The organism is Alicyclobacillus tolerans (assembly GCF_048984885.1).
GTDB classification, from domain to species: Bacteria; Bacillota; Bacilli; order Alicyclobacillales; family Alicyclobacillaceae; genus Alicyclobacillus_I; species Alicyclobacillus_I tolerans.
Genome location: NZ_JBMGNK010000002.1, coordinates 785,650 through 810,871, shown reverse-complemented (window position 1 = coordinate 810,871; position 25,222 = coordinate 785,650). Strand labels below are relative to the sequence as shown.

Below are 25,222 nucleotides of genomic sequence, written 5' to 3'. Positions count from 1 at the left end.
TCTTATTGGATACTTTGTTGGCGTCAACTACTCACCGCCTACGCTAACGCTTAGAGGCGGGAGCTTGTAACTGATCTAGTGGTAAATGGCTTTCGCCTCCCACGTCACGGCAACCGAAGTCGCACACAATCGCTACCATAGGCTGGCTGACACACAGCCCGATTACAAGTGTCATGCACTTGTAATCTCGATCTCATGGCGAACTTCTCTACCACGGTCACGAATGTTTCTTGCACCGACCAAATCATCATTCAGTTTGTAATGGCATTTGCGGCACTCGAACCAATGCTTTTTCTTGTCTCGATTTTCCTTTTCGGTATGACCACACTTTGGACACTTTTGGCTGGTATACTTTGGAGACACCGACAGTACAGGAATCCCTTCTGCTACGGCTTTATACCGAATGATGGATTCCAGTTGTCCGAATGCCCAAGAAAACCTCCAATACCGATCTCGTAACCGAACCGTGGTTCGCATGTTGATGTTGGTCAGGTCTTCCAAAACGATGCAAGGTCTACTGCCTGATGCTTTGGCAAACTTAATGACTTCGTTTGCGACTTGATGGTTGATGTCCGTCATAAAACGGTTTTCTCGCCCTGCAAGTTTCTTGAGTTTCCGCTTTGCAGAACGAGTGCCTTTGCGCTGTAAGTATTTGCGTTGACGAACGAGCTTGGCTTTCTTTTCCTTGATCGAGCGTCCCTTGAAGAACATCGTTTTGTTATCCTGATTGGTTGCAACAGCCAAGAAGTTCATGCCACGGTCTACGCCGATCATGGCATCGCACTCTGTCAGATTCGGTTCATCTATGGCACGTTTGACCGTTACATGCAGAGAGTAACCTTTGTGGGTCGGAACCAATTCCGCAGAGCCAAACAGCCAATCTGGACTCAGCAGATAGGGCAGATAGTTTTCACCCACAAGGAACGGAACCTTGATACGTTTGTCAAGTGTACCAATGGAGACGCTATGCTTGTCTGTTTCTACCGTATAGTCTCGATTGTATGAATACACCAATTTGCTGTGAGAGAACGAGGACAATTTCATCCTCTTATTACTCTTTGCACTGGCGTAGGTACTTGCAACAGCCGAACACACATTACAAGCCATTTGCGACTTGAGTCCGAAGTCTTCTCGTAACTGTCTATACACCAGTTGTTGTAGTTTCTTAAAAGTGGACAACCCACCATTCTGAAAGGCAACTTTGCTGGTGAAATTGAGGGCATTTCGATTGGCTGTCAAAGTCGTATCTAATGCTTGCTTCTGTTCTGGGGATACCAGAAGTTTCAATCGTATTGTACGAACCAATTCCATGCTTACTCACCACCTTTCAGTGAGTATATTCTACCATTAGTTTTACTGAACAAACAAAGAAAACGGCATTCCTCCACCACTTACGCTATTGCTTAGAAGTAGGGGAATCCTGCCTTACTGTGTTGAAAGTCTTAACGAATGGGCAAAAGTGATATATCGATACTTGAAGCCTGGTGGCACATACTACATCAAGGAGAATGAATCAATTGGAATGCTTGCAGAGTACTGGAAGGTTTGATAATTCTATGAACTCAAACTCATGATACCTATGCTTGAGTTGGGTTCTCCTTTAGGCATGAAGAAGACCATCGAATTTACATCTAAATCCTGCATAGGAATCATGGCAAACTTTTTTCAATCATGTATAGTAGATAAAGTTTTTCGTTCAAATATTCTGAAATAACTAATATTCGACATCATTCCCAATTGACTCATATCCAAGCGAGATATAGCATAATTGTGTAAGCGTTTTCTGATTGCTCTTGTTAAATTGAAAGGAGGAGCAAAAAATGTCTGTTAATCAAATTAGCTCTATCCAAGGAAAGGTACATGAATTTCTTCAAGGAACTAAAGAATTGTTTATAGACGGCCGTTTTGTCCCTTCTTTGTCAGGCAAAACATTTCATACCATCAATCCTGCAACTGAAGAAGTATTAGCAGTTGTATCGGAAGCAGAATCAGCCGATATCGACAGAGCCGTAAAAGCAGCCCGTCGAGCTTTTGATGAAGGACCATGGTCAACCATGAGCGGTGCAGAACGCAGTCGGCTCCTTTACAAACTTGCAGACCTTATGGAAAAACACCAAGTTGAACTAGCTCAAATTGACACCTTAGATAATGGCAAACCTATCCGGGAAACCCTACATGCTGACGTTCCCCTCGCCATTGAACATTTCCGCTACTATGCAGGTTGGGCTACTAAAATTGTTGGCCAAACCATACCTGTGTCAGGAAATTTTTTCAACTATACTAGACATGAACCTGTTGGAGTCGTGGGTCAAATCATCCCTTGGAACTTTCCATTGCTGATGGCCGCTTGGAAGTTAGGAGCTGCATTGGCCATGGGATGCACAGTAGTATTAAAGCCCGCTGAACAAACTCCTCTCTCAGCCTTGTATCTGGCAACCTTAATTCAGGAAGCTGGTTTTCCTGATGGTGTCGTTAATGTTGTTCCTGGATTTGGTGAAACTGCAGGTGCAGCATTAGTGGACCATCCGCAGGTCGACAAAATCGCTTTTACCGGATCGACCGAAGTGGGCAAACTCATTATGCGACAAGCTGCCCAGACTCTGAAACGTGTCACTCTTGAGTTGGGTGGAAAATCTCCGAATATCATTCTACCCGATGCCGATTTGTCAAGAGCAGTACCTGGTTCGCTGATGGGTATCATGTTCAATCAAGGGCAGGTGTGCTGTGCCGGTTCACGTTTGTTCATTCAAAAAAAAGCATATGATAACGTAGTGGCTGATTTAGTTTCCATGACTAAAAATATTCGTCAAGGTCAGGGTATTGATCCGGATACAAGCATGGGCCCCCTCGTTTCGGATGAACAGCAAGCTAAAGTCCTTGGCTATATTGAAAGTGGTGTCAACGATGGTGCTGAACTTCTTGTGGGTGGCCATTGTCCAACTGAACAAGGTTATTTTGTTGCCCCCACCATCTTTGCCAATGTTCGAGATGAAATGACCATCGCTAAAGAAGAAATTTTTGGCCCAGTGGTAGCAGCAATGCCCTTTGAAGATCTTGACGAAGTCATCGAACGAGCCAACCGTTCAGATTATGGTTTAGCTGCTGGTTTATGGACAGAGAATGTGCGAAATGCTCATTATGTCGCTAGCAAATTAAAAGCAGGAACTGTTTGGGTCAATTGCTACAACGCTTTTGATGCTGCAGCACCATTTGGTGGTTATAAACAGTCGGGAATTGGTCGTGAGATGGGTTCGTATGCTTTGAATAACTATACTGAAGTAAAAGATGTCTGGATTAGCTTAAGTTAAGCTCTCTTCGTTTATCAAATTTTGGAAATCAAAGTTATTTTATGATCGGCCTCGTCTCTTGCGAGGCCTTTTTCATTTTCCTAACCATGATATGATGATACCTTAATTGAAAACATTATAACCATATGGTTATAATGTTGGTTGTGAGGTGATTTCATGAACTTTGACCAGCTTGCTGATACGCTGAAAGCTCTCAGCGATCCAACTCGATTGAAAATTATTGCACTACTTCAAATTCGTGATTGCTGTGTGTGTGAACTGGTTCCTTTATTTGAGATCTCACAGCCAGCTGTTTCAAAACACATGAGTCGCTTAAAGAACGCAGATTTGGTTAAGGAGTCTCGCAAAGGAATGTGGGTGTTTTATTCCTTGAACCGCGATCGTTTGAATGAAATCGGAATATCTCTGACGAACTTACCTGACTTGTCCGAAGAGCTACGGCAACTTGAACAACAGGGTTTGCTCGTGCAGTGCGATTAAGGAGCGTGAAAACCATTGGGTAAACGGTTATCTTTTCTCGACCGATATCTCACCATCTGGATCTTTGCGGCAATGGCTGTTGGGATTGGTTTGGGGTACGTAGCCCCACATTTCGTCAACGGACTGAACCAATTGCAAGTCGGAACTACATCTATTCCAATCGCCATTGGTTTAATCCTGATGATGTATCCGCCGCTTGCGAAAGTACGGTATGAAGAGATAGGTCAGGTATTTCGAAATGGCAAAATCTTAGGGCTTTCTCTCCTTCAGAACTGGGTTATTGGACCTGTTTTAATGTTCATTCTTGCCCTGGTGTTCCTTCGTGGATATCCAGAATACATGGTTGGTCTAATTATGATTGGGTTGGCGCGTTGTATCGCCATGGTCATTGTTTGGAACGACCTTTCTAAGGGCAATGCGGAGTATGCGGCTGGACTCGTAGCGTTCAACTCTATCTTTCAGGTCCTGTTTTATTCCGTTTATGCTTATATTTTCGTTACAGTGATTCCGCGCTGGCTGGGTTTTCAAAGCATGATCATTCACATTACCGTTGCTGAGGTCGCGAAAAGTGTCTTCATCTATTTAGGCATCCCGTTCTTAGCGGGTGCGATTACCCGTTATATCTTCGTCAAAGCAAAGGGGCGTTCTTGGTACGAGAAGAACTTCGTACCGAAAATCAGCCCGATTACACTGATTGCACTGTTATTCACCATCATTGTGATGTTCTCGCTCAAAGGAAACCTGATTGTACGGTTGCCAATGGATGTCGTTCGTATTGCCATTCCGCTACTCCTCTATTTTGTCGTCATGTTTTTGGTGTCCTTCTTCATGGGTAAACGGGCAGGCGCCGATTACTCCGTGACTTGTACCCTGTCTTTCACGGCGGCAAGCAATAACTTTGAACTTGCCATCGCAGTTGCCGTTGGCGTGTTTGGCATCAATTCAGGAGCCGCCTTTGCCGCCGTCATTGGGCCTTTGGTTGAAGTTCCTGTCATGCTAGCTTTGGTTAAGCTTGCACTGATTTTCCAGAAAAAATATTTCCTACAGTTAACAGACTAAATGGAGGGAATTCTCATGGCAAACAAACCGCTCATTTATTTTTTGTGTACGGGCAACTCATGCCGCAGTCAAATGGCAGAAGGATGGGCAAGACATTTTGGTAAGGACAAAATTGAAGTTCATAGTGCAGGAATTGAAACACACGGTCTTAATCCAAGAGCCGTCTCTGCGATGAAGGATGCAGGTGTGGACATCTCCCACCACACGTCCGATTTGATTGACCCTGAGATTCTAAACAAAGCCGACTATGTGATCACGCTTTGCGGCGATGCCAATGATAAATGTCCCGTCACTCCAACACACGTCCATCGCTTGCACTGGGGATTTGAAGACCCTGCGAAAACGACGGGGTCTGAAGAGGAAATTACCGCGAAGTTTCATGAAGTGCGGGATGCCATTAAAGAGCGCGTTGCAAAATTCTTGGAGGAAGAGATGAATGATAGACTGTGACGTCCTGACAAAAATGACGGGAAAAGGGCTTGTCGGGCAAGGATTTCTCCGTTTTGCCTCACGCTCTTTTCCCGCTTGAATCAGGTCTTTGTTTGTTCTGGAGCAGATGATTATTCGAGATTGCAGAGGATTGTTATTGGGCTACACTTTTCTCACAAGCGTCACTACGCACTCCACATGGGAAGTTTGCGGAAACATATCAAACGGCTGAACGGATGTAATTTGATAACCATTTTCAGCAAATGGCCGCAAATCGCGAGCGAGTGTGACCGGATTGCAGGAGACATACAAAAATGTTTGCGGATTTGCTTTTAATATAGCGGATATCACTTCAGAATGCAGACCTTTGCGAGGCGGATCTACCAAAATGGTATCAAACGAGTCATTGTCAGAAATTTGTCGAGGTAGCCAATGCTCTACAGTATCCTCAATAAACTGGACATTAAAAATATGATTAATTTCAGCGTTTTGCCTGGCATTCTCAACACTTGCGCGGACAGATTCTACACCAACCAAAGTCTTAGCATAAGGTGAAAGCAGAAGCGATAGAGTTCCCGTACCAGAGTACGCATCCAGTAAACGAGTGGCAGAATGTTTCTGCAATCTGTCAATGACATGTCTGTATAATTGCTCGGCTTGAGCTGAATTGACTTGAAAGAAAGATTCCGCGGACAAACGAAAACGCACACCCAGCAATTCTTCTTCAATCCATGAAGAACCTGCAAGAATATCTGCTCGACGGCTATTGGGTCGATCCGTTTCATAAGAGGTTCTGTTTATACCTACCGTCAATAGTTTGCGCAGCGAACTTTCTAAATTTTGGTAGAAGTTTCGGATGTGCTCAACCACTTTTTCGTATTCTGCCTGCACAGCCCAGATAATCATCTGCTGACCAGTCGCCACTGCTTCACGAAGATGTAAATGATGAATAGCCGCTTTAAGCTCTCTGGGCCACGTCTCCATTCCCTTTCTCACCGCTTGCCAAAGCAACATCAAACGAGGTGAGATAAGCCAGCAATCCTCAGTTGGGACTAACTCATGGCTCGAAGGAGCGTAAAATCCAAAAAGAAGTTTATCCTTCTGCCCGTCATAACGAACAGGAATCTGTACATGATTGCGATATCCATACGGAGATGGCGACGCGATAGTGGGTTGCACCTGCAAATTCTCAATTGCCGGTAACCCTCGTAACGAGCGACGCAAATGATGCTCTACCACTTTTTGTTTATGTAAGAGTTGGCCACGATAACTCAGGTGTTGTAATTGACATCCCCCGCATTGTCCAAATACTGAACACGGGGGATGCACTCGATCCTTTGATTCCGTCCCCAGTCGCTCTATCATTTCACCACGTAAAAAAGAACGCCCAGCAGACTGAACTCGTACATTCGCCACTTCGCCAGGCAAGAGATGCGGAACAAAAATCGTTACTCCCTCGAGCGTAGCCACACCTTCCCCATCATCATTGATACGTATAGGAGAGAGCGTTACCTGCTGACCAACGCATGATAGAAGTTCAGATTTAGGCACCGCAATGTTTCCTCCTCGCTTAGCGGGTTGCAAAGAAGTCTCCATAGGAGACTTGACTTTAGTTGTTTCCTGCCTTCAAAGCCGATATTTTCTCGAGCAAAAGCTTGTTCACTACACCAGGATTAGCTTGTCCTTTCGTAGCTTTCATGGTTTGTCCAACAAGTGCACCGAGAGCTTTCTCTTTTCCGTTTAGATAGTCCTCGACTGACTTGGGATTTTTAGAAATAATTTCATCCAAAATTCCACTCAACGCACTTTCGTCGCTAATTTGTTCATACCCTCGCTGCTGAATAATAACAGCCGCATCTACCCCTGTCTCAAACATCTCACGGAAAACTTCTCTGCCCTGCTTTATCGATATTTTCCCAGATTCAATTTGTTCAATCAGCTGGGCCAATTGATTCGCAGTCACCTTAGAATCCGCAATCGACTTACCCGCAGCGTTAAGAGCGCCCAACAAATCTCCCATGACCCAGTTGCTGGCAGTCTTTGCTTGAGCGCCGGCAGCGACTACTGCCTCAAAATATTCTGCTACTGCCCGTTCCGCTGTTAAAACACCCGCATCGTAGGCAGGCAGGCCAAATGACTCTACATAACGTCGGGCTTTGACATGCGGAAGTTCCGGGATCTCCCGGCGAACCCTTTCCAACCAAGCATCATCCATGTGGAGTAAAGCGAGATCGGGCTCAGGAAAATAACGATAGTCATGCGCTTCTTCTTTAGAACGCATGGATACCGTCGTTTGAGTGGCTTCATCGAACCGGCGCGTCTCCTGAACAACTGTCTGGCCTGATTCGAGTAGCTCACGCTGACGTTTTTCCTCATATTCAAGACCGCGCTGCACATTACGGAAAGAGTTCATATTCTTCAATTCAGCTTTGTTGCCAAATTTTTCACTTCCCAGAGGACGCAAAGAAATATTCGCATCACAGCGCAGCGAACCTTCTTCCATACGACAATCAGACACATCGCAATATTGCATAATGGACTTAAGAGCTTCCAGATAGAGACGCGCTTCTTCTGGCGAACGGATATCTGGCTCGGAAACAATTTCTATCAACGGTACGCCCGTTCGATTGTAATCAACCAACGTATGGGAACCATCGGCAGCGTGCATAGATTTTCCGGCATCTTCTTCAAGATGGAGACGCGTGATACCAATTCGTTTCGTTTTACCTTCGATCTCGATTTCAAGATAACCGTGTTCACCAACGGGCTTATCGTATTGGGATATTTGATAACCTTTCGGCAGATCGGGGTAAAAATAATTTTTGCGGTCAAACTTGCTTTCTTGATTGATCTGACAATTTAAAGCCAATGCAGCGCGCAAGGCAAGATTGACAGCTTGCTCATTAAGGACAGGCAAGGTACCAGGATGCCCTAAACATACTGGGCACACATGGGTATTGGGTTCGCTGCCTGACTCATTCTTACAACCACAAAAAATCTTGGTTGCTGTTTTTAATTCAACGTGAACTTCTAAACCAATGACCGTTTCGTAGTTCATTGTCCAACCTCCTCCGCAGCCAGTTGCACGCTGAAGCCGCGCAATTGTTCATAAGCATGCGCAACGCGCAACAACGTCGCTTCGTCGAAGGCTCGTCCTACCAATTGCATGCCCACTGGCAATCCGTCTACTTTCCCACATGGAACACTGATACCCGGAAGTCCCGCCAAGTTGGCTGGAATAGTGAATATGTCGTTTAAATACATCTGCAATGGACTTTCCAATTTTTCACCCATACGAAAAGCTGTTGTTGGCGTCGTTGGGGTAAGAATAACGTCGCATTGTGCGAAAGCTTTTTCATAATCTTGCCGAATTAATGTACGCATTTTTTGTGCCCGTTTATAAAAAGCATCGTAATATCCACTGGACAGGGCATATGTACCAATCATAATGCGCCTTTTTACTTCCAGGCCAAAACCTTCGCTGCGCGTCTTTTCATACATTTCAAGAAGCGTTTCTCCACTTGCACGTCGTCCATAACGAACACCGTCGTATCGGGCCAAATTTGAAGAAGCTTCAGCAGGCGCAATTAAATAGTAGGTTGCTACAGCATATGATTGGTGAGGTAAGTCAATTTCCACAATTTCTGCACCCGCAGAAGATAACGTGCGAATGGCGTTTTGCAAAGCATCTGCTACACCATTGTCCAGACCATGTAAGGCATCCTGCGGCAAAACTCCGACCCGCATACCTTTTATATCTCCAGTCAGAGCTTGGCTAAAACGTTCTGTCTCATGTTTGGCCGACGTCGAGTCATGCGGATCGTAACCTGAAATGGCTTCTAGCACGAGTGCAGCATCCTCAACTGTTTGTGTAAAGGGACCAATTTGGTCCAGTGAAGACGCGAAAGCGATAAGTCCAAACCTAGAGACACGTCCGTATGTAGGTTTGAGTCCCACGACTCCACAAAAAGCGGCTGGTTGACGAATTGAGCCACCCGTATCCGAACCCAATGCGAACGGAACCATGTTTGCAGCTACAGCTGCCGCCGAACCTCCGCTCGACCCTCCGGGAACAAAACCTAGGCGATGAGGATTATGTGTTTTTTGAAAAGCTGAATTCTCGGTAGAAGAACCCATGGCAAACTCATCAAGGTTTGTCTTTCCAACCAACACCGCATTTTCATTCTGTAATTTTTCTGCAACTGTGGCGCTGTATGGCGGAATATAGTTTTCAAGGATACGACTAGCTGCTGTTGTGCGTAAGCCTTCCGTACATATATTATCTTTCAAAGCGTAGGGTACACCGTAAAGCGAGCCAGACGGCTGTGACTCGTCCAATTTTTTGGCTTGCTGTATGGCCATTTCCGGTTGCACTGACAGAAAAGATTGAATACTGGACTCAGCACGTTCGATTTGCTGAATGGATAATTCTACCCATTCAGAAGGCTTACTTTCTCCAGATTGCAAAGAACGAATGATTTCTTTTACTGTTTGCATAACTGATTACCCCTCCAGCACTGCAGGCACGCGGACCTGACCTTGTTCCGAATCTGGTGCATTTTTGAGCGCTTCTTCTCTTGGCAAAGAGGGGCGTACCGCGTCTGCGCGCAAAGCGTTTACTAATTGAAATGAATGACTGGTGGCTACCACGTCATCAAGATTAAGTTGTTGAAGTTGTTCCGCATAGTGCAGTATGTCGTTTAATTCTGGAGTAAGTCGCTCCACTTCTGTTTCGGAGACTGCGAGCCGTGCCAATTTAGCCACATGGCGCACTGTAACTGCAGTAATTTGCAAGAATTTCATCCTCCTGTCTTGCCATGTCAAAAAATTGCCCCTAGAAGGGACACACAATTCAATGTCATGCATTATAGCATAGCTACAGAAGGAGATACGAAGTTAATTATCAGCGGGTTGCTAACTGCACAACAATAGAAGCAAGTGAAAAGCATATACCGAGTAAATAAAGAAAAGTAACTGTTTGAATTTGGCTTAACCCTGATTTCATCAAAACGTGAAAAGTGTGCCCTTTATCAGCAATATGAAGTGGCCGATTTTCCCTGACACGCCGAAAAAGAACCCAGACCGTATCCATAATAGGCACGCCAAGCGCCAAAACAGGTACAACCAAGGAAACAGCTGTAGCGCTTTTAAATGCCCCATCTACGGCAATGGCCGCCAAAACAAACCCAAGAAATGTTGCACCTGCATCACCCATGAAAATACGCGCCGGATAAAAATTGTGGCGAAGAAACCCGATAGCGCTACCCATCAAGGCAATGGAGAACACAGCCATTACCGGCTGACCTTTGAGCAATGCGACAAAAAACAACGTCATTGCTGAAATTGCTGCAATACCAGCCGCCAGCCCATCCACGCCATCAAGAAAATTCATCATGTTTGTAATCGCAACTACCCATAGCACCGTGGCCAAAACTGAAACCCAAAGCGGGAAAGTGTCATATCGGTGTTGAAATGGCAAAGAAATACCTGTAATGCGAATTTGGTAAAGAACAAGTACTACAGCAGCAGCAATTTGCATCAAAAACTTAGGTAAAGCTTTAAAATCTTTACCTCTTGTTTTATAAAAATCATCCAAGACGCCGATAGAAAAAATCAAGAAACCCCCAATGGCAATTCCCCAAAAGGTACTGCCCGCCTTCCCCATCCAAGCCGCAGTGACAAGAAACCCACAATAGATAGAGAGTCCGCCGAGTAAAGGAATAGGCTCTTTATGAATTTTCCTTCCATTAGGTTGATCTACAAAACCAAGATGAACAGCAAATTTTCGAATAAATGGCACCGTAGCATAAACAATTCCTAAGGATAAAAGAAAGCTCACGAGATAATACCAAACGGGATGCATGTGATTCAGGGGACCTCCTATCGCCCAACCTGAGTGTCTTTTTTACCCTTCCACATCGTATTATGGTTTATGTCTACATTGATGCATATTACAATATTTAGAATGCTTTCCTCATTCTGATGTTCTATTGGATAAAGAAGCAAACCATCTTACACGGCCCTCATTATACCAGACCTTGAGCAACAGACAAGATATCATCTCTTTCTTGAAATTTCATAGAAAGAGACATGCACAGAAAAGCATGAGCATACGTTGGAGAAGAGGCGGAAAACCTGTCGCCGCTAAATTCTATGGAAGAGGAGATGGCCGTATCCATGACCACTCACGAAATCATCGCAGCATGCGTCATTGCTATTCCGGTTGCTTTTGCAATCGGTCGGTATTCGAGCAGAGTTGCGATTTTTCACACACGGACGTCAGAAACATTGAGTGTACCAGAATTTCTACGTTCCAAAGAACATCAATAAGCATTCATTTTTCGTACATCTGAGATTCATGTATGTTTGCAAAAGCGCCCTGACTACACAAAAGCAGTCAGGTGCGCCTTACATTTGTTTGGGGGATATACGGGGCAATCGATTCCAAAAATTGTTCTTCATTCAAAATGAGCAGATGCGGTTGTTTCCCGGAAGCACGAATGTCTTCCGCCTTCTTCAATTTTGAACCAGCTTCATTCCCAGCAATTAAAATATCTGTTTTGCTGCTCACACTGCTTGTTACACGACCGCCTAACTGCTCGATCAGACGAGTAGCCTCAGCGCGATCGTACGATTGAAGCGTTCCTGTCAATACAACCACTTTGTCAGAATAGGGTGTTTTCTGCTCTTGCTCCGTAACAATATGATTCTCAGTTGGCCAAACGCCAAGTTTTTTAAAATCGTCCAGCATGTGCAATATCGCAGCTTCATGAAAGTATTGGTAAATACTTTCTGCCATTTTGGGACCAATATCGCGAAGTGAAAGCAGTTCTTCATACGATGCATTTTTCAGGGCATCCAGACTGCCAAAGGACCGGGCTAGCGTTTTGGCAGCTTTTTCACCCACCATGCGAATACCGAGTCCAAATATGAAACGATACAGTTCATTGTTCTTGCTTCGTTCAATAGCTGCAAGAAGTTTCTCTGCTGATTTTTCCCCCATTCGTTCCAGAGTCAATAATGTATCTCGTTGCAACCGATAGATATCTGGCAAACTGCGTAGCAAATTTTTCTGAACCAGAATTCCAACCCACGTTTCTCCCAATCCTTCAATATTCATGGCGTCCCGAGAAGCGAAATGGATCAACCCTTCGCGCAACAACGCTGGGCAATTAGGATTGACACAACGCCAAGCAACTTCTCCAGCAAACTTATGCAGATTTTCCCCACATTCCGGGCAAGCGGCAGGCATCTCAAACGACTTTTCCTTGCCTGTACGCCGATTGGGCAAGGACTGTACTACCTCGGGTATAATGTCTCCAGCCTTTTGCACAATAATCCAATCACCGATACGAATATCGCGTGCGTGAATAATATCTTCATTATGTAAAGAGGCACGCGTAACTGTGGTTCCTGCCAACTGTACCGGATGAAAAACAGCTGTAGGTGTCACCACACCTGTCCGTCCAACATGCAAAACAATCTCCTGTAACTGAGTTTCCGCCTGTTCTGCTTGATATTTATAAGCGATGGCCCAGCGTGGACTCTTAGCTGTAAACCCAAGTACTTGCTGTTGAGCAAAATTGTCCACTTTTACAACCATGCCGTCTGTAGCGTAAGGCAACGTATGACGTTTTTCCGACCAATCCTGAATATATTGGATGACTTCATCAATACTCATACCGCCGCGTCTCTCTCCGACCGCTGGCAAACCAAGGGAACGCGCAAAATCGAGCGCTTGAGAATGTGTAGCCAAATCTCTTCCTTCCATATAGGCAACCTGGTAGACAATCAAAGATAAACCTCGTTTGGCCGCAATAGCTGGATCAAGTTGGCGCAATGAACCGGCTGCGGCGTTGCGAGGATTCGCAAAAAGGGGCAATCCCTGTGCTTCACGTTCCTCATTTAGTCGTAAAAATGTTTGTTTTGGCATATAAGCTTCACCGCGCACTTCAAGCGTCAATGGTTCTTTTAATTGCAAAGGCAGGCTGCGAATGGTTCGCAAATTGGCCGTGATATCTTCGCCGGTCTCTCCGTCTCCCCGCGTTGCTCCAAGCGCAAGTTTCCCTTCTTCGTAACGCAGGGAAACAGCTAAACCGTCAATTTTCAGTTCACAAACATATTGTACTGAATCACCCACCACATCTCTCACACGCTGATCAAACTCTCGTAACTCTTCTGGAGAATACGCATTGGCCAAAGACAGCATGGGTAACTGGTGAACAACCTTCACCAATGACTGGCGAGGCGAACCGCCCACTCGTTGCGTAGGAGAATTGGGATCAGCCCATTCCGGATAACGGCGTTCCAAATCTTGTAATTCACGCATCATCTTGTCCCATTCAGCATCACTGATGCGTGGTGCATCTTCCTCATAATAAAGACGATTATGTTCTTCAATTTCTTCTATTAGCTGTTTCATGCGCGCCTTTGCTTGCTCAGCGTCCAATCCTGCTTTCCCCTTCCTAAACGACTAGCTTGTCCTCATGAATTCCCACTTCATAAATAGATCTAGCTCAACCTATTCACTCTTGCGAATGGGCGCAAAACGAGCCGCAAGTTTTCGCTCACCAATCGGTGCTGGAAAATGAACTGTCATTTCCATATCCTCTCCACTGCCACTGGTGGAAAGAATCACACCTTGTCCCCATTTCCGATGCAAAACGCGATCGCCAACATGATATTCGACAGACAAATCCGCTCCGAAAGAGGAAGGTATCTGTTGTAGCAAACCGCTTGAACGAGGACGCCACAACTCGCGTTTCTCTGAAGGCTGTCCAGGAGAAATTCGCTGCAAACAATGAACCGGCATTTCTTTGAGAAACCGAGATGGTGTATAACTGTGCACATCACCAAAAATCATTCGTGTAGCGCATGTACTCAAATAAAGTCGTTTGCGGGCGCGGGTAACTCCCACGTAGCAAAGTCGACGTTCTTCTTCCAGTTCCTCTTCACTATTGAAAGAGCGGCTATGCGGAAAAATACCTTCTTCCATACCGATTAAAAAAACGATGGGAAATTCCAGTCCTTTGGCACTATGCAGTGTCATGAGTGTGACACCTTGCGCCGATTCAGGCGAAGGGCGACCATTATCCATGTCTGTATCAGCCACCAGGGAGACATCAGTAAGAAATTGACTCAGCCTTTCTACAGGTTCCAATCCTGGCCAATTTTCATCAAACTCCTTCGTCAGCGAGAGAAATTCTTCGAGGTTTTCTATGCGACTCTCTGCTTCTAAAGAATGTTCTGTCTGCAGCATCTCCACGTATTTTGTCTGCTCAATGATCAGACGAGCGATTTCTGTAACCGACAATTTTTTCTGCTGTTCATGACATTCTTCCATCCACTCCGCAAAGGAGGTTAAACCCATTTTAGCTTTGCCGCTTAAACTAGCAGCCTCGAGATGTTCACAGGCCGCCAACAAGGGCATTTGATGTGCATTTGCATATTCTGCCAATCTGCCTAGCGATGTGTCACCAATTCCGCGTTTTGGCACATTGACGATGCGCAAAAATGAAGCGTCGTCCGCAGGATTGTCAATAAGTCTTAAATAAGCAATCAAATCACGAATTTCTTTTCGTTCGTAAAAACGCACACCGCCATAGATGCGGTAGGGTATACCTCGTTGCAAAAAGGTTTCCTCAATCACACGCGATTGAGCGTTTGTACGATACAGCACAGCAGCATCCGTGTATTGTCCTCCCGCTTCGACCCATTTCACCAACTCTTGAGAGATCCAGGCAGCTTCAACACGCTCATCACGGCATTCCAAAAGTTGAGCAGCCTCACCTTTTTCACCATCCGTCCACAGCGTCTTCTCTTGACGATCGCGATTATTTCGAATTACATGATTGGCAATATCCAGGATGGTTTGCGTTGAACGGTAATTTTGTTCTAAACGAATCACCTTGGCTTCCGGGAAGTCTTTTTCAAACTGCAAAATATTACGAATATCCGCACCACGCCAACCATAAATAGATTGATCGGAATCCCCTACGGCGCAAAGATTTCGATGCTCATCTGCAAGTAGGCGGATCAAGATATATTGAGCATGATTGGTATCCTGATATTCATCCACATGAATGTAACGATATTTTTGACTGTATGCCGACCGAACATCAGGAACTGCGCGAAAAAGTTCAACTGTTTTCATAATGAGATCGTCAAAATCAAGCGCTTCGTTCAGTTTCAATCTGCGCTCATATTCGATGTAGGTGTCTGCTACAATTCGGCTAAACAAATCACGTGCTCCATCTTTGGCCTTTTGGGGACTTACCAATGCATTTTTATGCTGACTAATGCCTCCCAGCACCGCACGCGGATCAAATCTCTTGCTATCTATTTGGTAATCGCGCAGAATTTTACGTACAATGGCAATCTGATCCGAGCTGTCAAGTACGGTAAACCGCGTACTGTATCCCATCTGGTCAATATCGCGGCGTAAAATTTTTGCACAGAAAGAATGGAATGTGCTGGCCATGACATCTTGTCCAGCCAGTCCAACCCATTGTTCAATACGCTCACGCATTTCGCGTGCAGCTTTATTGGTAAAAGTAATGGCAAGCACATTCCAAGGCGAAACTCGACAATGCCCCAGCAGATAAGCTATCCTGCGAGTGAGTACGCTTGTTTTTCCGCTGCCCGCACCAGCGAGAATTAAAAGTGGTCCCTCTGTAGCTTGTACAGCTTCTAATTGAGCGGGATTCAGTCCGTCGAGAATGCGCTCGCTGCCAATTCCCATTTTATGCATAAACATCAAGCACCTAACTTCCCTTGGAGGATGATTTCTATTATATCAGTCCTCAACTCATGGATGCGAACAAATGACCGAACATATAAAGGCTTTTTAGAGAGTTGACGCTCCAAGAGGAAGCGTGCTATAGTAGCTTTTGTTCAAATAGAGGTCTTTATTTTCGGAATGTAGCTCAGGTGGTAGAGCGCACGGTTCGGGACCGTGAGGCCGCAGGTTCGAGTCCTGTCATTCCGACCAGGTTGCCTAGAATGTGATAATCCGTTTTTTTAAACATAAAAAATAAAGTCGCAGATTCCTTGTTTAAATCGAGAGAATCAGGCGACTTTTTTAATCTACAATCCATTACTTTTCATCTTTCGTATTGACGATTAAAGCAGCAAGCGCAATATAAGTAATGAAAAGTCTGGCGCTTGTAGCCGTAAAATCAATTTTCTTTTGTCTAGCAATACCAAGGACGTAGATAAGCGTAGATTGCAAAATAAGGAATAGAAAAGCGATATTGTTGTACCCTTCCGGCAAGAGAGCTTCCAGAAGCAAAAATGATATCATGGCCCAGACTATAGTTCTGGTCAAGAAGTCATCGTTCATACTCCTACCCCCTAGTCCAGCCACCTATCGTCTGTTGTCATTTTACGCCATCCTCAAACAAAGAGGCACTGACAATTGCCACTCCCCAATTCGAAGTCGAATGAAAAGAAAACTTCTTTGTCTTTTATCTAAGTACGTCTGAGGTCTAGATTATTGATCAAGTTCTTCCCATTCTTCTTCGGTTCCCAATTCAGGCAACAATAAAGACGCTTGGCTATTCGGCAATGCTTCCACTTGTCTTAATTTACGTTCAATGCCGCGCGAACTTCGAGAAGCTCGTTCTATCACATTACTTGCTTCTTGTAATTTTTTCTGAGTTTTTTGGAGCAAGTCCCCAAATGTACCAAACTGTGTCTTAATGGCCCCCAGTAACTCCCAAACTTCGCTCGATCTCTTTTGAATAGCCAGTGTACGAAATCCCATTTGCAAACTGTTTAACAAAGCTGTGATGGTGGTGGGGCCTGAGACAATCACCCGAAATTCTTGTTGCAATTTTTCCAGCATGCCTGGTTGACGCAATACTTCAGCAAACAAGCCTTCAATGGGCAGATACAGAATAGCAAAATCTGTCGTATGAGGTGGGTCAAGATATTTGTCGGATATCGATTTTGCCTCTTGACGAATTCTTGACAGCAGAGACTTGGCAGTTTCCTGCATGAATTCCAAGTCCCCCCTATCTTCCGCATCTAACATCCTTTGATAGTCTTCCAATGGAAATTTACAATCAATTGGCAACCATACAGCTTCATCTTGACGATCACGACCTGGCAATTTTATGGCAAACTCAACGCGATCGGCAGAACCTTTGCGCACTGAGACATTTTTCTCATACTGTTCGGGTGATAATATTTGCTCAAGAAGCATTTCTAATTGAATTTCTCCAAATGTACCTCTGGTTTTGACGTTGCCAAGCACTCGCTTTAAATCTCCTACATTACTGGCTAATGTCTGCATCTCGCCCAAACCTTTATGGACCGCTTCTAAACGTTCGCTGACCAGCTTAAAGGATTCTGTCAAACGTTGTTCAAGCGTGGCATTGAGCTTTTCATCTACTGTTTGGCGCATTTTTTCCAATTGAAGCGCATTATCTTCCTGTATTTTATGAAGCTGTTTTTCCACAATATCTCTGACACGTTCCAATTTTTGCTCATTCATCGTCGTCAACTGTGAAAGTTGATTAGAAAAGGCGTCAAACAAATTTTTTTGCTGTTGACCAAAAGTCTGGAACTGTTGCTGAAGCTGCTCACCGCTTTGACGCTGCAAACGTTCCAATTGTTGACCTAATTCCGCACGCATCTCTCGAAACTCCTGATGTTGTCCATTAAGGATTTTTTCTCTTTCAACAGAAAAACTCTCTTTCATAGCGTCCAAGTCATGATTGAGACGGGTCAATGACTCCAACCATTCCGGATTTCGTTCTCTGTTTTGCTTTCTAAACAACCAAATCATCAGGATAATTTGTAAAATGAGGACAATCGGCAATAGATAGGACATTGAAAAACCTCCTCAGGGTAATCCATCTTTTCAAACCAAAAGATTGCATCATCTCCCTGTTCAATTTAAATAAATTTTCGCTTATTCCTCTCGACTGCACAACCACATCATCTATGCTCTTCTGATGGTCTAGACAGAGTGTCACACATTGCTACGATTTGTGGTATAGGCGTAGCTTTTTTCCCCACCGTGCTAATGTTACAATGCAGTTTGATAGAAAGGGGTGTCAATCATGGGGCTATTTTTAGCCTATTTCAACGAAGCCTGCATTCTGATTAGTGCTGCGTTGTTTGGTATTGGGTGGTATCAAATCCGTCAGGGAAGACAGTTGCTCCACAAGAGATTGATGCTTACCGGCTCTACGTTTGCTGCGCTTTTTTTCATCACCTATGTACTAAAAACCATTTTTATTGGCGATACAGCTTTTGGCGGTCCAAAGTCGATGGCCAATTTTTATTACGCTTTTCTCCAAACGCACTCGATTTTGGCAACTGTTGCAGCTATTTTCGGCATTGTAACGCTCGTCTTCGCGTTTCGGATGAACTTTGCCAAACACCGAAAAGTCGGACCATGGACTGTGGTTATTTGGTTTATCACAGCAGCCACTGGTTTGACCGTATTTATTTTACTATACATTGCTTATCCTATAGGCCCTACCACCAATCTATTTAAGGCGTGGATGGGATGAACACAGAATCTCAGAAATACGTCCTGGTGACTGGAGCAGCGCGCGGAATCGGGCGGGCTGTCAGTGAAGCTTTTGGACAAAGCGGCTGGCATGTTTTTTTACTAGACCATCACGAACAGGCTTTAACTGAACAAATGAGACGCATGCAAGATTTAGGCTACGCCAGCTCCTCTTTATTAGCAGATTTGCGCAATGAGCAGCACATTGTCTCTGCTATGAAGCAGGCAGCGAAAATTGCCCCGAAATTAGACGCGTTGATTAATAACGCTGGCATTATGTCACCCAGACTGCCTTTAACTGATATGCCCGTAGAACATTTTGACGATGTGATTGCTGTCAATTTACGAGCGCCTTTTTTATGCGTCAAGTATGCCTTGCCATTGCTTGAGAAAGCCAAAGCTCCTGCTGTAGTTAACATGGCCTCTACTCGCGCTTTAATGTCTGAGGCCAATACGTTTCCGTATTCCGCTTCAAAAGGTGGGATACTTGCTCTGACACACGCAATGGCCGTATCACTCGGTCCGAAAATTCGCGTCAACGCTGTCTCTCCAGGATGGATTGAGGTAAGCGATTGGCAGGATGGTGAAAACAGACAAGTCCCCATACATTCTGAGGCAGATTGTGCTCAACATCCAGTTGGACGCGTAGGAAGACCGCAAGACATTGCAAAAGCCTGTCAGTTTCTTTGTTCCAATGAATCTGGTTTCATCACAGGAACAAATCTTGTTATAGATGGCGGAATGACTGTCAAAATGATCTATGTGGAAAATGAGGAGTAACGAATAAGGAGCTGAGCTGTTCCCTTGAAAATTCTAGTCACTGGCGGCGCTGGTTTTATTGGTTCTAATGTGGTGGACACCTATATAGCAGCCGGACATAAAGTAGTCATTCTGGATAACCTGAGTACAGGATCACCCAGCAATATCCCAGATGGAGTGACATTTTATCCTGTCAGCATAGAATCAAAAGATATGGATACCATCATAAAGATCGAAAAACCAGATATTGTGAATCATCATGCGGCCCAGAAATCTGTTCCCGCTTCTGTTGAAAATCCTCTCTATGATTTACACCAGAATGCGGAAGGTTTTTTGAATTTATTGGAATCCAGTGTTCGACACGGTGTACGTAAAGTCATTTTTGCATCATCTGGTGGCGCGCTGGCTGGCGATGCTCCCATCATTCCTACGGATGAGACTTATGTACCACGCATGATTTCACCGTATGCCATACACAAATATCTAGGTGAGCAATATCTGCATTTTTATGCCGTGACTTATGGATTAAAATACACCGTACTGCGGTATGCAAATGTCTACGGCCCACGCCAAGTTCCAGACGGAGAATCAGGAGTTATTCCTATTTTTATAACCCGCCTGCTGGCTGATCAGCCTTGTACACTTTATGCTTATGCAGATCAGCCCGATGGCACTACGCGAGATTACGTATATGTATCCGATGTCTGCCGGGCAAACTTACAAGCCTTAACTCACGGCGACAATGAAGCTTTTAATATCGGATCGGGTACAGAAATGAGCACATCTGCGGTCTATCAACTGATTGCTGACCTGCTTGAAAAGAGAAGTATACCTCTAAATCGAGCAGGAGAACGAAAAGGTGATGTCAAGAGAAGTGTATTGGATATTAGGAAAGCTGCTGAAAAACTGGATTGGAGACCTAACATTTCTTTGCAAGAAGGTTTGAAACGTACTCTAGAATGGCAACAACAGTTTCTATCATAAACGGCCTTTTGCACGAATAAAACTATCATCACCCATAGTGACCCTAAAAAAGCCTCTCCTTCAATTAAAATTGAAGAGTGAGGCCTTTTTAACTGCGAACCCACTTATTTCTTGAGGTCTTATCGAATTTAGAAATCATCCTGGCCAAGCATTTCTGATTCTAATAGAAATTGTTGAAACGCGTACTGCAGCGGATCGACCAGAGAGTTTTCCATAGTGATAACAAAATCCGTTTGAGGAAATGGCCATTTTTGCGTATGGTCTACGGAAACAGCCGGGCAATTTCGGACTGCAAAAGTATCCTCTCGAACAAATGGACAGCCCAATTCATTGACAGCACAATTATGCAGGTAAATTTTCTTTAGTTCCCAATCTGGATTGTTCAAACGTTCTAATAAGTCTTGCTCGTAATCTGCATGAATCGGTAGCCATTCAGAAGCTTTGGATACTGAATGCTGGAACTCTAAAGACGACTGCATATACCAAACAGCCATTCCCGTTTCCCAATGAATTTGACCAACCCATTCTTCTATTTCCGTATGATGCGTTTCATCCATACCATGATGGCCAAATGGCGGATCAATAGGATCTTCCAAAATATCTTTAGGATAAATTGGGGCAAAAGATTGGCTGTCTAGAAAAGTAGCCATCTTCTCCATCTCTATGGTTCTTTGGCTAACAACAAGGATCTTGCGCATAGACTGTTTGATTCCCCTCATGACCCAGTTTAGCCAGCAATACCGGCTTCAACGCTTACGAACCTGTACAACGTTTGGGTTGACGAAAGACCATATAACGCATAAACAAATACGAAATAAAGGAAGAAAGCATCATTGCCAGAATTTTCGCTGCATTCCCAGAAGCAAAAAGAGGTATAGATTTATTGAAAACCAAATATCGAGAAATCCAAAAAACAATTAAATCGTTGATAAGCAGGTTAATACCAGCCTGGATAAGAAATAACATTTTCTCTTTTTTCGATCCGGTGGCCTCCGCCTGGAATGTCCATCTTTTATTCCAATAATAGCTGTTTGCAATAGCTGCCAGTACGGCCATAGTATTATAAAGTGCCAATGCCCAGACAGCCCTTGTAGGCACAATGAAGAAAAACAGATTAAATACGAGCAAATCGACTGCAGCGTTCATCGCACCTACCAAGAGAAAAAGCATATATCTTTTGATGGTTTTGGTAAATCCCTGACGAACGACAGCGCGCTGCGACATACACAGCACCCCTTCTCTAGATCGCCCTTCAGCCACTAACCGGCTTTTCAAATCTTTTTGTATACAACTATCCAATCCTGCAAACCTTCTATTTAACCTCCAGCCGACGCTGCATCCGTAGATGTATTGGAACTTGGTTGCAGAATATTGGACGGCAATCGATGATGAATCGTAATTTGTCCATTTGAATTCACAGAAATTTTTTCAGCTAACTCTGGTTGAGCCAGCGTTGATACCAGTACACCCTGTCCATTGACCAACTTATAGACAGCCGTGACAAGTCCTTGATTATTGATGACGCCATAATACAAAGTATTATTCACGACACCAATGAGAGCGCCACCTTGCTGAATAGTCTGGATAGTTCCATTATTGTCCGACATGACATTGAAAGTGCCATTTGAATAATCTTCATAATACAAAATATCTCCCGTCAATGTCACTGCCACATTTTTGACAAATACCCCGCCTAAATGCACACGATTAATATTCCCATTTGTATCATAGTGATATAACACACTGGAAGAATCTGTAGCAATAAGAATGTACGTATCGTTGGTCAGATAACTGTATGAAATTTTTCGAATGCTAGCCGTTGGTGAAACATAAAATGTGTGAATTAGCCGATTCGGTGAATTAGGTTCCAAAATATCCAAGGTATTGAGTGTGATTACTCCTGGTGACTGTTGGAGACCGACAAACAGCGTATCATTGCGAATCCAGAGCAGATACGTGACCAAATTGCCTTCATTGTATTGCATCAGTTGCTTATCTGTCGTCAAGTCCATCACATGCACAATATTTGAGGTATCCGCATAAGCAACGTATTGACCATCCGGAGAAACATCAACTACCGGATATTTTGCCTTTAGTTTTTCTACTTCTGCACGTATTTGTTGATTTGAAGCTAAAAGATTAGAATCCCCGCTCTGGTTTGTTAACGAGTTTGCTTGTCCTAATATGGAATTATAATGATGAAACGCAGCCACCTGAACAACACTCACCAAGACTACAAATGCAGCAATTTTCGTCCAAGTTTTTTTTAACAATATGCGCACCCTCAATTCGGCATGACGACAAATGCTGTCGCCACCGCGCGCTCACCTAGCACGTCGGTTGGAGTATTGATTAGCTTTCCATTATATACCATGGTGGCAGAAGAACCACCATCCAGATTGGCTGCATTGATGCAACCAAGATTCAACATTAATTGACGAAGCTCTGCTATAGAAGCTCCCAAATCATTGACACCATTCACTAACCGACCATCTGTGACTACAAAAACCATTGTGCCATTGCGTAATTGCCCTATGGCTGTTCTTGGCGCAACACCCCAAGTATTGATTCCGTAAACCGGCTTCCCGTTTTGGATGAGAACAGGACCAAAGGCAACGGACTGAGTTACACCCATTTGCCTTAATTGTTGCACAGTATAGGAGCCGACAATCAACTGACCCTTATTCGTGATGCCAATGGTAGGGTCGTCATTCCATTGCGACGGATCGTTATGCACTAGTTGTCCATTGTGCATTGTAATTCCAAGCGGAATTCCACCTGTACCTCGCCAATGGTGAGAATCCTGAAAAGCTCCTGCGTTAATGCCTGCAATCGCCCCTGTATCATTTACAAATTCACTCACCGTTTCACCACGAACACCTATATATTTCGTCACCGCTACTTCCACACGAGTAGGTGGAGATATAAACATCACATACGCAGTGAAGGTGGGTTCATGAATGGTCTCCATTTTGATGCTTGTTGGTGAATGTCCATTGGTCCCGTTACTGTAATCGACCAGCGTTGGAAGCGCGGATGGGCCACGAATCCCTAAATTAGGTTTATATTTGTCGATCTCGCTTTCTGGCAATGTCCAAAGAGAGAGCGGTTTTAACAAATAACCATGCATCGTCGTATCCAATGACTGAATGAAATAATTTTTCAATGATTGATAGGGACCATGAAATAATAGCAGTGACGTTGATACAAACAAATAAGCTAAGGCGGCGACAATAAACATAGCACCACGCGCCAAGCGAATTGGCAGAGACCTTTTGATTTTCTCGCCTCGTTCAGCGTGATGCGAACTATTTACCGTTGACTTTCTTTTCGTTGAATGGCGAGAATGCCTCACATTCATACACCTCTATACGCAGTTTCAATTTATCAATTTCCTATGATAAATACATTCGTCAACTACTCACCGCCTACGCTAACGCTTAGAGGCGGGAGCTTGTAACTGATCTAGTGTTGAAAAAGTTTATCGCTTTATTGTACCATGTTCCCTCTACATTTCAGTGTAAAATATCCATCCTTAAGCTTGACCATACTGTAACAGTTTTAATTTACAGCTACCACATACAGAAAGGATTGAATTTCTTTTGGAAAATATATCTAAACTCTCTATCCTTTATAGCCAAGAATTTCTCACATTACAGAAAAGGTATGATTTCATCACACATCAATTGGCAGAACGTAACTGGCCAACGATTTGCATCCAGCCAGATTGGGGATATTTTATAAGTTTTCTCTGTCGGATCGCCAAAATCAAAACAGCACTTGAAATTGGCACATTGGCTGGCTACAGTGCATCTTGCCTGTTAGAAGGTATGTTAGAACATGGACATTTGATTTGCCTTGAAAGAAATCCTGATTTTGCTGAGCTTGCACACGAAAATTTAACCCAATTCGGATATTCTGAAGAACGGTTTACCATTATATTAGGTGATGCCAGAGAGAAACTGGCCGAATTAACTCAAGAAGGTAGAACTTTTGATCTGATTTTTCTGGATGCCGATAAGCCTGCTTATCCTCTTTACTTGGAATGGATGCTCAAACTCTCCCACAATGGAACTGTTTGGATTGCTGATAACGTCTTATCAGCAGGAAGAACACTCGACACAAACAATATGTCTCCTGCACCTTCAGCCATGCGTACATTTTTGGAAAATGTAACGCATCATCCAGAACTCACTGCATTTACCCTGCCATTTCACGATGGATTAACCTTAGTTCAAGTCAATAAAACAGCGAACTGATGAACAATCTCCAGGTCACCGGCCTTATTTTCAAAAAATTCTTTCATATCTGTTGCAAAACAATGTATCTGTGTGTATGATTGTTATAAAACAGATGGAGAGGAGTTGCGATTCCCTTGGAAACTCAAGAACGAACTTCCCTGACAACATCCGCTGAGGAACATTGCGAAAACTGTGGTGCTCACCATGAATCCAGCACCTTGAGCAGAGCGCTTTGTCCTGAATGCGCAAAAGAGTGGGTGCGTCTTCATCTTCTCAATCATTTTGCCTAATAACTTTGAGAAGACTGCCAAGGATAATAAGCACTCTCTTCCAAGGCAGCCTTTTTATTTCAATTCTATTTACCGTATTCCAAGACCAAGTAGCTTTAGAAGAATGCAAAAGTTAAAATTTTGTATCGATTAGTTATTCTTTTACATATA

General features: G+C 44.0%; 23 protein-coding genes and 1 tRNA gene. 10 read left to right on the top strand and 14 right to left on the bottom strand.

Annotated features, from left to right (window positions below; genetic code table 11):
* Positions 1-171: 171 nt before the first annotated feature.
* Positions 172-1,311, bottom strand: a complete 1,140-nt coding sequence (locus ACOJUR_RS04110) for an RNA-guided endonuclease InsQ/TnpB family protein (RefSeq protein ID WP_420949309.1) — start codon at positions 1,309-1,311, stop codon at positions 172-174.
* A 509-nt stretch (positions 1,312-1,820) separates the two neighbouring features.
* Here ACOJUR_RS04110 and ACOJUR_RS04105 point away from each other — a divergent pair.
* The 4 genes from ACOJUR_RS04105 to arsC all read left to right on the top strand — a co-directional run bounded on the left by ACOJUR_RS04105 (position 1,821) and on the right by arsC (position 5,297).
* Positions 1,821-3,308: an aldehyde dehydrogenase family protein gene (locus ACOJUR_RS04105; protein ID WP_072875368.1), complete on the top strand. Its 1,488-nt coding sequence runs from the start codon at positions 1,821-1,823 to the stop codon at positions 3,306-3,308.
* A gap of 156 nt (positions 3,309-3,464) precedes the next feature.
* Positions 3,465-3,788: an ArsR/SmtB family transcription factor gene (locus ACOJUR_RS04100; RefSeq protein ID WP_072875367.1), complete on the top strand. Its 324-nt coding sequence runs from the start codon at positions 3,465-3,467 to the stop codon at positions 3,786-3,788.
* A gap of 15 nt (positions 3,789-3,803) precedes the next feature.
* Complete coding sequence (gene arsB, locus ACOJUR_RS04095) at positions 3,804-4,847, top strand: ACR3 family arsenite efflux transporter (RefSeq protein ID WP_420949308.1); 1,044 nt, start codon at positions 3,804-3,806, stop codon at positions 4,845-4,847.
* A gap of 15 nt (positions 4,848-4,862) precedes the next feature.
* Positions 4,863-5,297 carry an arsenate reductase (thioredoxin) gene (arsC, locus tag ACOJUR_RS04090; RefSeq protein WP_420949307.1) on the top strand — a complete coding sequence of 145 codons (435 nt, stop codon included), beginning with the start codon at positions 4,863-4,865 and terminating at the stop codon, positions 5,295-5,297.
* Positions 5,298-5,438: 141 nt separating this feature from the next.
* Here arsC and rlmD read toward each other — a convergent pair whose 3' ends face one another.
* The 5 genes from rlmD to ACOJUR_RS04065 form a co-directional block, all read right to left on the bottom strand.
* Positions 5,439-6,827, bottom strand: coding sequence for a 23S rRNA (uracil(1939)-C(5))-methyltransferase RlmD (gene rlmD / locus ACOJUR_RS04085; protein ID WP_420949306.1), 1,389 nt, complete (start codon positions 6,825-6,827; stop codon positions 5,439-5,441).
* 58 nt (positions 6,828-6,885) lie between these two features.
* Positions 6,886-8,334 carry an Asp-tRNA(Asn)/Glu-tRNA(Gln) amidotransferase subunit GatB gene (gene gatB, locus ACOJUR_RS04080; protein WP_072873492.1) on the bottom strand — a complete coding sequence of 483 codons (1,449 nt, stop codon included), beginning with the start codon at positions 8,332-8,334 and terminating at the stop codon, positions 6,886-6,888.
* Positions 8,331-9,773 carry an Asp-tRNA(Asn)/Glu-tRNA(Gln) amidotransferase subunit GatA gene (gatA, locus tag ACOJUR_RS04075; protein ID WP_306955470.1) on the bottom strand — a complete coding sequence of 481 codons (1,443 nt, stop codon included), beginning with the start codon at positions 9,771-9,773 and terminating at the stop codon, positions 8,331-8,333. Before gatA ends, gatB begins: the two co-directional genes overlap by 4 nt.
* 6 nt (positions 9,774-9,779) lie before the next feature.
* Positions 9,780-10,070, bottom strand: coding sequence for an Asp-tRNA(Asn)/Glu-tRNA(Gln) amidotransferase subunit GatC (gene gatC, locus ACOJUR_RS04070; protein ID WP_420949305.1), 291 nt, complete (start codon positions 10,068-10,070; stop codon positions 9,780-9,782).
* Positions 10,071-10,179: 109 nt separating this feature from the next.
* A complete protein-coding gene (locus ACOJUR_RS04065; protein ID WP_072873495.1) occupies positions 10,180-11,139 on the bottom strand; it encodes an MraY family glycosyltransferase in 960 nt (319 codons plus the stop codon).
* Between the two features lie 290 nt (positions 11,140-11,429).
* On the opposite strand from ACOJUR_RS04065, the gene ACOJUR_RS04060 reads away from it, so the two are divergent.
* Positions 11,430-11,606, top strand: coding sequence for a hypothetical protein (locus ACOJUR_RS04060; protein ID WP_203115661.1), 177 nt, complete (start codon positions 11,430-11,432; stop codon positions 11,604-11,606).
* A gap of 67 nt (positions 11,607-11,673) precedes the next feature.
* Here ACOJUR_RS04060 and ligA read toward each other — a convergent pair whose 3' ends face one another.
* On the bottom strand, positions 11,674-13,698 hold the full coding sequence (ligA, locus tag ACOJUR_RS04055) for an NAD-dependent DNA ligase LigA (RefSeq protein ID WP_420949304.1): 2,025 nt from the start codon (positions 13,696-13,698) through the stop codon (positions 11,674-11,676).
* Positions 13,699-13,797: 99 nt separating this feature from the next.
* Positions 13,798-16,017 carry a DNA helicase PcrA gene (gene pcrA / locus ACOJUR_RS04050; protein WP_420950497.1) on the bottom strand — a complete coding sequence of 740 codons (2,220 nt, stop codon included), beginning with the start codon at positions 16,015-16,017 and terminating at the stop codon, positions 13,798-13,800.
* 173 nt (positions 16,018-16,190) lie between these two features.
* On the opposite strand from pcrA, the gene ACOJUR_RS04045 reads away from it, so the two are divergent.
* Positions 16,191-16,266: transfer RNA gene (locus tag ACOJUR_RS04045), tRNA-Pro, on the top strand.
* Between the two features lie 105 nt (positions 16,267-16,371).
* Here the strand turns inward: ACOJUR_RS04045 and ACOJUR_RS04040 are convergent.
* On the bottom strand, positions 16,372-16,617 hold the full coding sequence (locus tag ACOJUR_RS04040; protein ID WP_072873498.1) for a hypothetical protein: 246 nt from the start codon (positions 16,615-16,617) through the stop codon (positions 16,372-16,374).
* 150 nt (positions 16,618-16,767) lie between these two features.
* Positions 16,768-18,111, bottom strand: coding sequence for a DNA recombination protein RmuC (locus ACOJUR_RS04035; RefSeq protein WP_072873499.1), 1,344 nt, complete (start codon positions 18,109-18,111; stop codon positions 16,768-16,770).
* A gap of 232 nt (positions 18,112-18,343) precedes the next feature.
* Here ACOJUR_RS04035 and ACOJUR_RS04030 point away from each other — a divergent pair, with 232 nt between their 5' ends.
* From ACOJUR_RS04030 to ACOJUR_RS04020, 3 genes are read left to right on the top strand one after another with little or no spacing between them, the layout of a single operon-like run.
* Positions 18,344-18,799, top strand: a complete 456-nt coding sequence (locus tag ACOJUR_RS04030) for a DUF420 domain-containing protein (protein ID WP_072873500.1) — start codon at positions 18,344-18,346, stop codon at positions 18,797-18,799.
* Positions 18,796-19,578, top strand: a complete 783-nt coding sequence (locus tag ACOJUR_RS04025; RefSeq protein WP_420949303.1) for an SDR family NAD(P)-dependent oxidoreductase — start codon at positions 18,796-18,798, stop codon at positions 19,576-19,578. Before ACOJUR_RS04030 ends, ACOJUR_RS04025 begins: the two co-directional genes overlap by 4 nt.
* Positions 19,579-19,602: 24 nt before the next feature.
* Positions 19,603-20,541, top strand: a complete 939-nt coding sequence (locus ACOJUR_RS04020; protein WP_306954840.1) for an NAD-dependent epimerase/dehydratase family protein — start codon at positions 19,603-19,605, stop codon at positions 20,539-20,541.
* A gap of 128 nt (positions 20,542-20,669) precedes the next feature.
* Here the strand turns inward: ACOJUR_RS04020 and ACOJUR_RS04015 are convergent, their stop codons facing one another.
* From ACOJUR_RS04015 to ACOJUR_RS04000, 4 genes are all read right to left on the bottom strand, one after another.
* The gene (locus tag ACOJUR_RS04015) at positions 20,670-21,239 is read right to left on the bottom strand and encodes a hypothetical protein (protein ID WP_420949302.1); all 570 of its coding nucleotides are present in this window, start codon (positions 21,237-21,239) and stop codon (positions 20,670-20,672) included.
* 55 nt (positions 21,240-21,294) lie between these two features.
* A complete protein-coding gene (locus tag ACOJUR_RS04010) occupies positions 21,295-21,765 on the bottom strand; it encodes a GtrA family protein (RefSeq protein WP_072873504.1) in 471 nt (156 codons plus the stop codon).
* Positions 21,766-21,857: 92 nt separating this feature from the next.
* Positions 21,858-22,814, bottom strand: a complete 957-nt coding sequence (locus ACOJUR_RS04005; RefSeq protein WP_420949301.1) for a hypothetical protein — start codon at positions 22,812-22,814, stop codon at positions 21,858-21,860.
* An 11-nt stretch (positions 22,815-22,825) separates the two neighbouring features.
* Positions 22,826-23,902, bottom strand: coding sequence for a phosphodiester glycosidase family protein (locus ACOJUR_RS04000; RefSeq protein WP_420949300.1), 1,077 nt, complete (start codon positions 23,900-23,902; stop codon positions 22,826-22,828).
* A gap of 241 nt (positions 23,903-24,143) precedes the next feature.
* Between ACOJUR_RS04000 and ACOJUR_RS03995 the strand changes: the two genes are divergently transcribed.
* Positions 24,144-24,800, top strand: coding sequence for an O-methyltransferase (locus ACOJUR_RS03995; RefSeq protein ID WP_072873507.1), 657 nt, complete (start codon positions 24,144-24,146; stop codon positions 24,798-24,800).
* Positions 24,801-25,222 lie beyond the last annotated feature (422 nt).

Coding starts and splice junctions, on each gene's coding strand:
- ACOJUR_RS04025 (WP_420949303.1), top strand. CDS start 18,796: ATGAACACAGAATCTCAGAAATACGTCCTGGTGACTGGAGCAGCGCGC.
- ACOJUR_RS04035 (WP_072873499.1), bottom strand. CDS start 18,111: ATGTCCTATCTATTGCCGATTGTCCTCATTTTACAAATTATCCTGATG.
- arsC (WP_420949307.1), top strand. CDS start 4,863: ATGGCAAACAAACCGCTCATTTATTTTTTGTGTACGGGCAACTCATGC.
- ACOJUR_RS04060 (WP_203115661.1), top strand. CDS start 11,430: ATGGAAGAGGAGATGGCCGTATCCATGACCACTCACGAAATCATCGCA.
- ACOJUR_RS04100 (WP_072875367.1), top strand. CDS start 3,465: ATGAACTTTGACCAGCTTGCTGATACGCTGAAAGCTCTCAGCGATCCA.
- ACOJUR_RS04015 (WP_420949302.1), bottom strand. CDS start 21,239: ATGCGCAAGATCCTTGTTGTTAGCCAAAGAACCATAGAGATGGAGAAG.
- ACOJUR_RS04040 (WP_072873498.1), bottom strand. CDS start 16,617: ATGAACGATGACTTCTTGACCAGAACTATAGTCTGGGCCATGATATCA.
- ACOJUR_RS04000 (WP_420949300.1), bottom strand. CDS start 23,902: ATGAATGTGAGGCATTCTCGCCATTCAACGAAAAGAAAGTCAACGGTA.
- gatB (WP_072873492.1), bottom strand. CDS start 8,334: ATGAACTACGAAACGGTCATTGGTTTAGAAGTTCACGTTGAATTAAAA.
- ACOJUR_RS04105 (WP_072875368.1), top strand. CDS start 1,821: ATGTCTGTTAATCAAATTAGCTCTATCCAAGGAAAGGTACATGAATTT.
- ACOJUR_RS04010 (WP_072873504.1), bottom strand. CDS start 21,765: ATGTCGCAGCGCGCTGTCGTTCGTCAGGGATTTACCAAAACCATCAAA.
- ACOJUR_RS04030 (WP_072873500.1), top strand. CDS start 18,344: ATGGGGCTATTTTTAGCCTATTTCAACGAAGCCTGCATTCTGATTAGT.
- ACOJUR_RS04065 (WP_072873495.1), bottom strand. CDS start 11,139: ATGCATCCCGTTTGGTATTATCTCGTGAGCTTTCTTTTATCCTTAGGA.
- gatA (WP_306955470.1), bottom strand. CDS start 9,773: ATGCAAACAGTAAAAGAAATCATTCGTTCTTTGCAATCTGGAGAAAGT.
- pcrA (WP_420950497.1), bottom strand. CDS start 16,017: ATGGGAATTGGCAGCGAGCGCATTCTCGACGGACTGAATCCCGCTCAA.
- ligA (WP_420949304.1), bottom strand. CDS start 13,698: ATGAAACAGCTAATAGAAGAAATTGAAGAACATAATCGTCTTTATTAT.
- ACOJUR_RS04110 (WP_420949309.1), bottom strand. CDS start 1,311: ATGGAATTGGTTCGTACAATACGATTGAAACTTCTGGTATCCCCAGAA.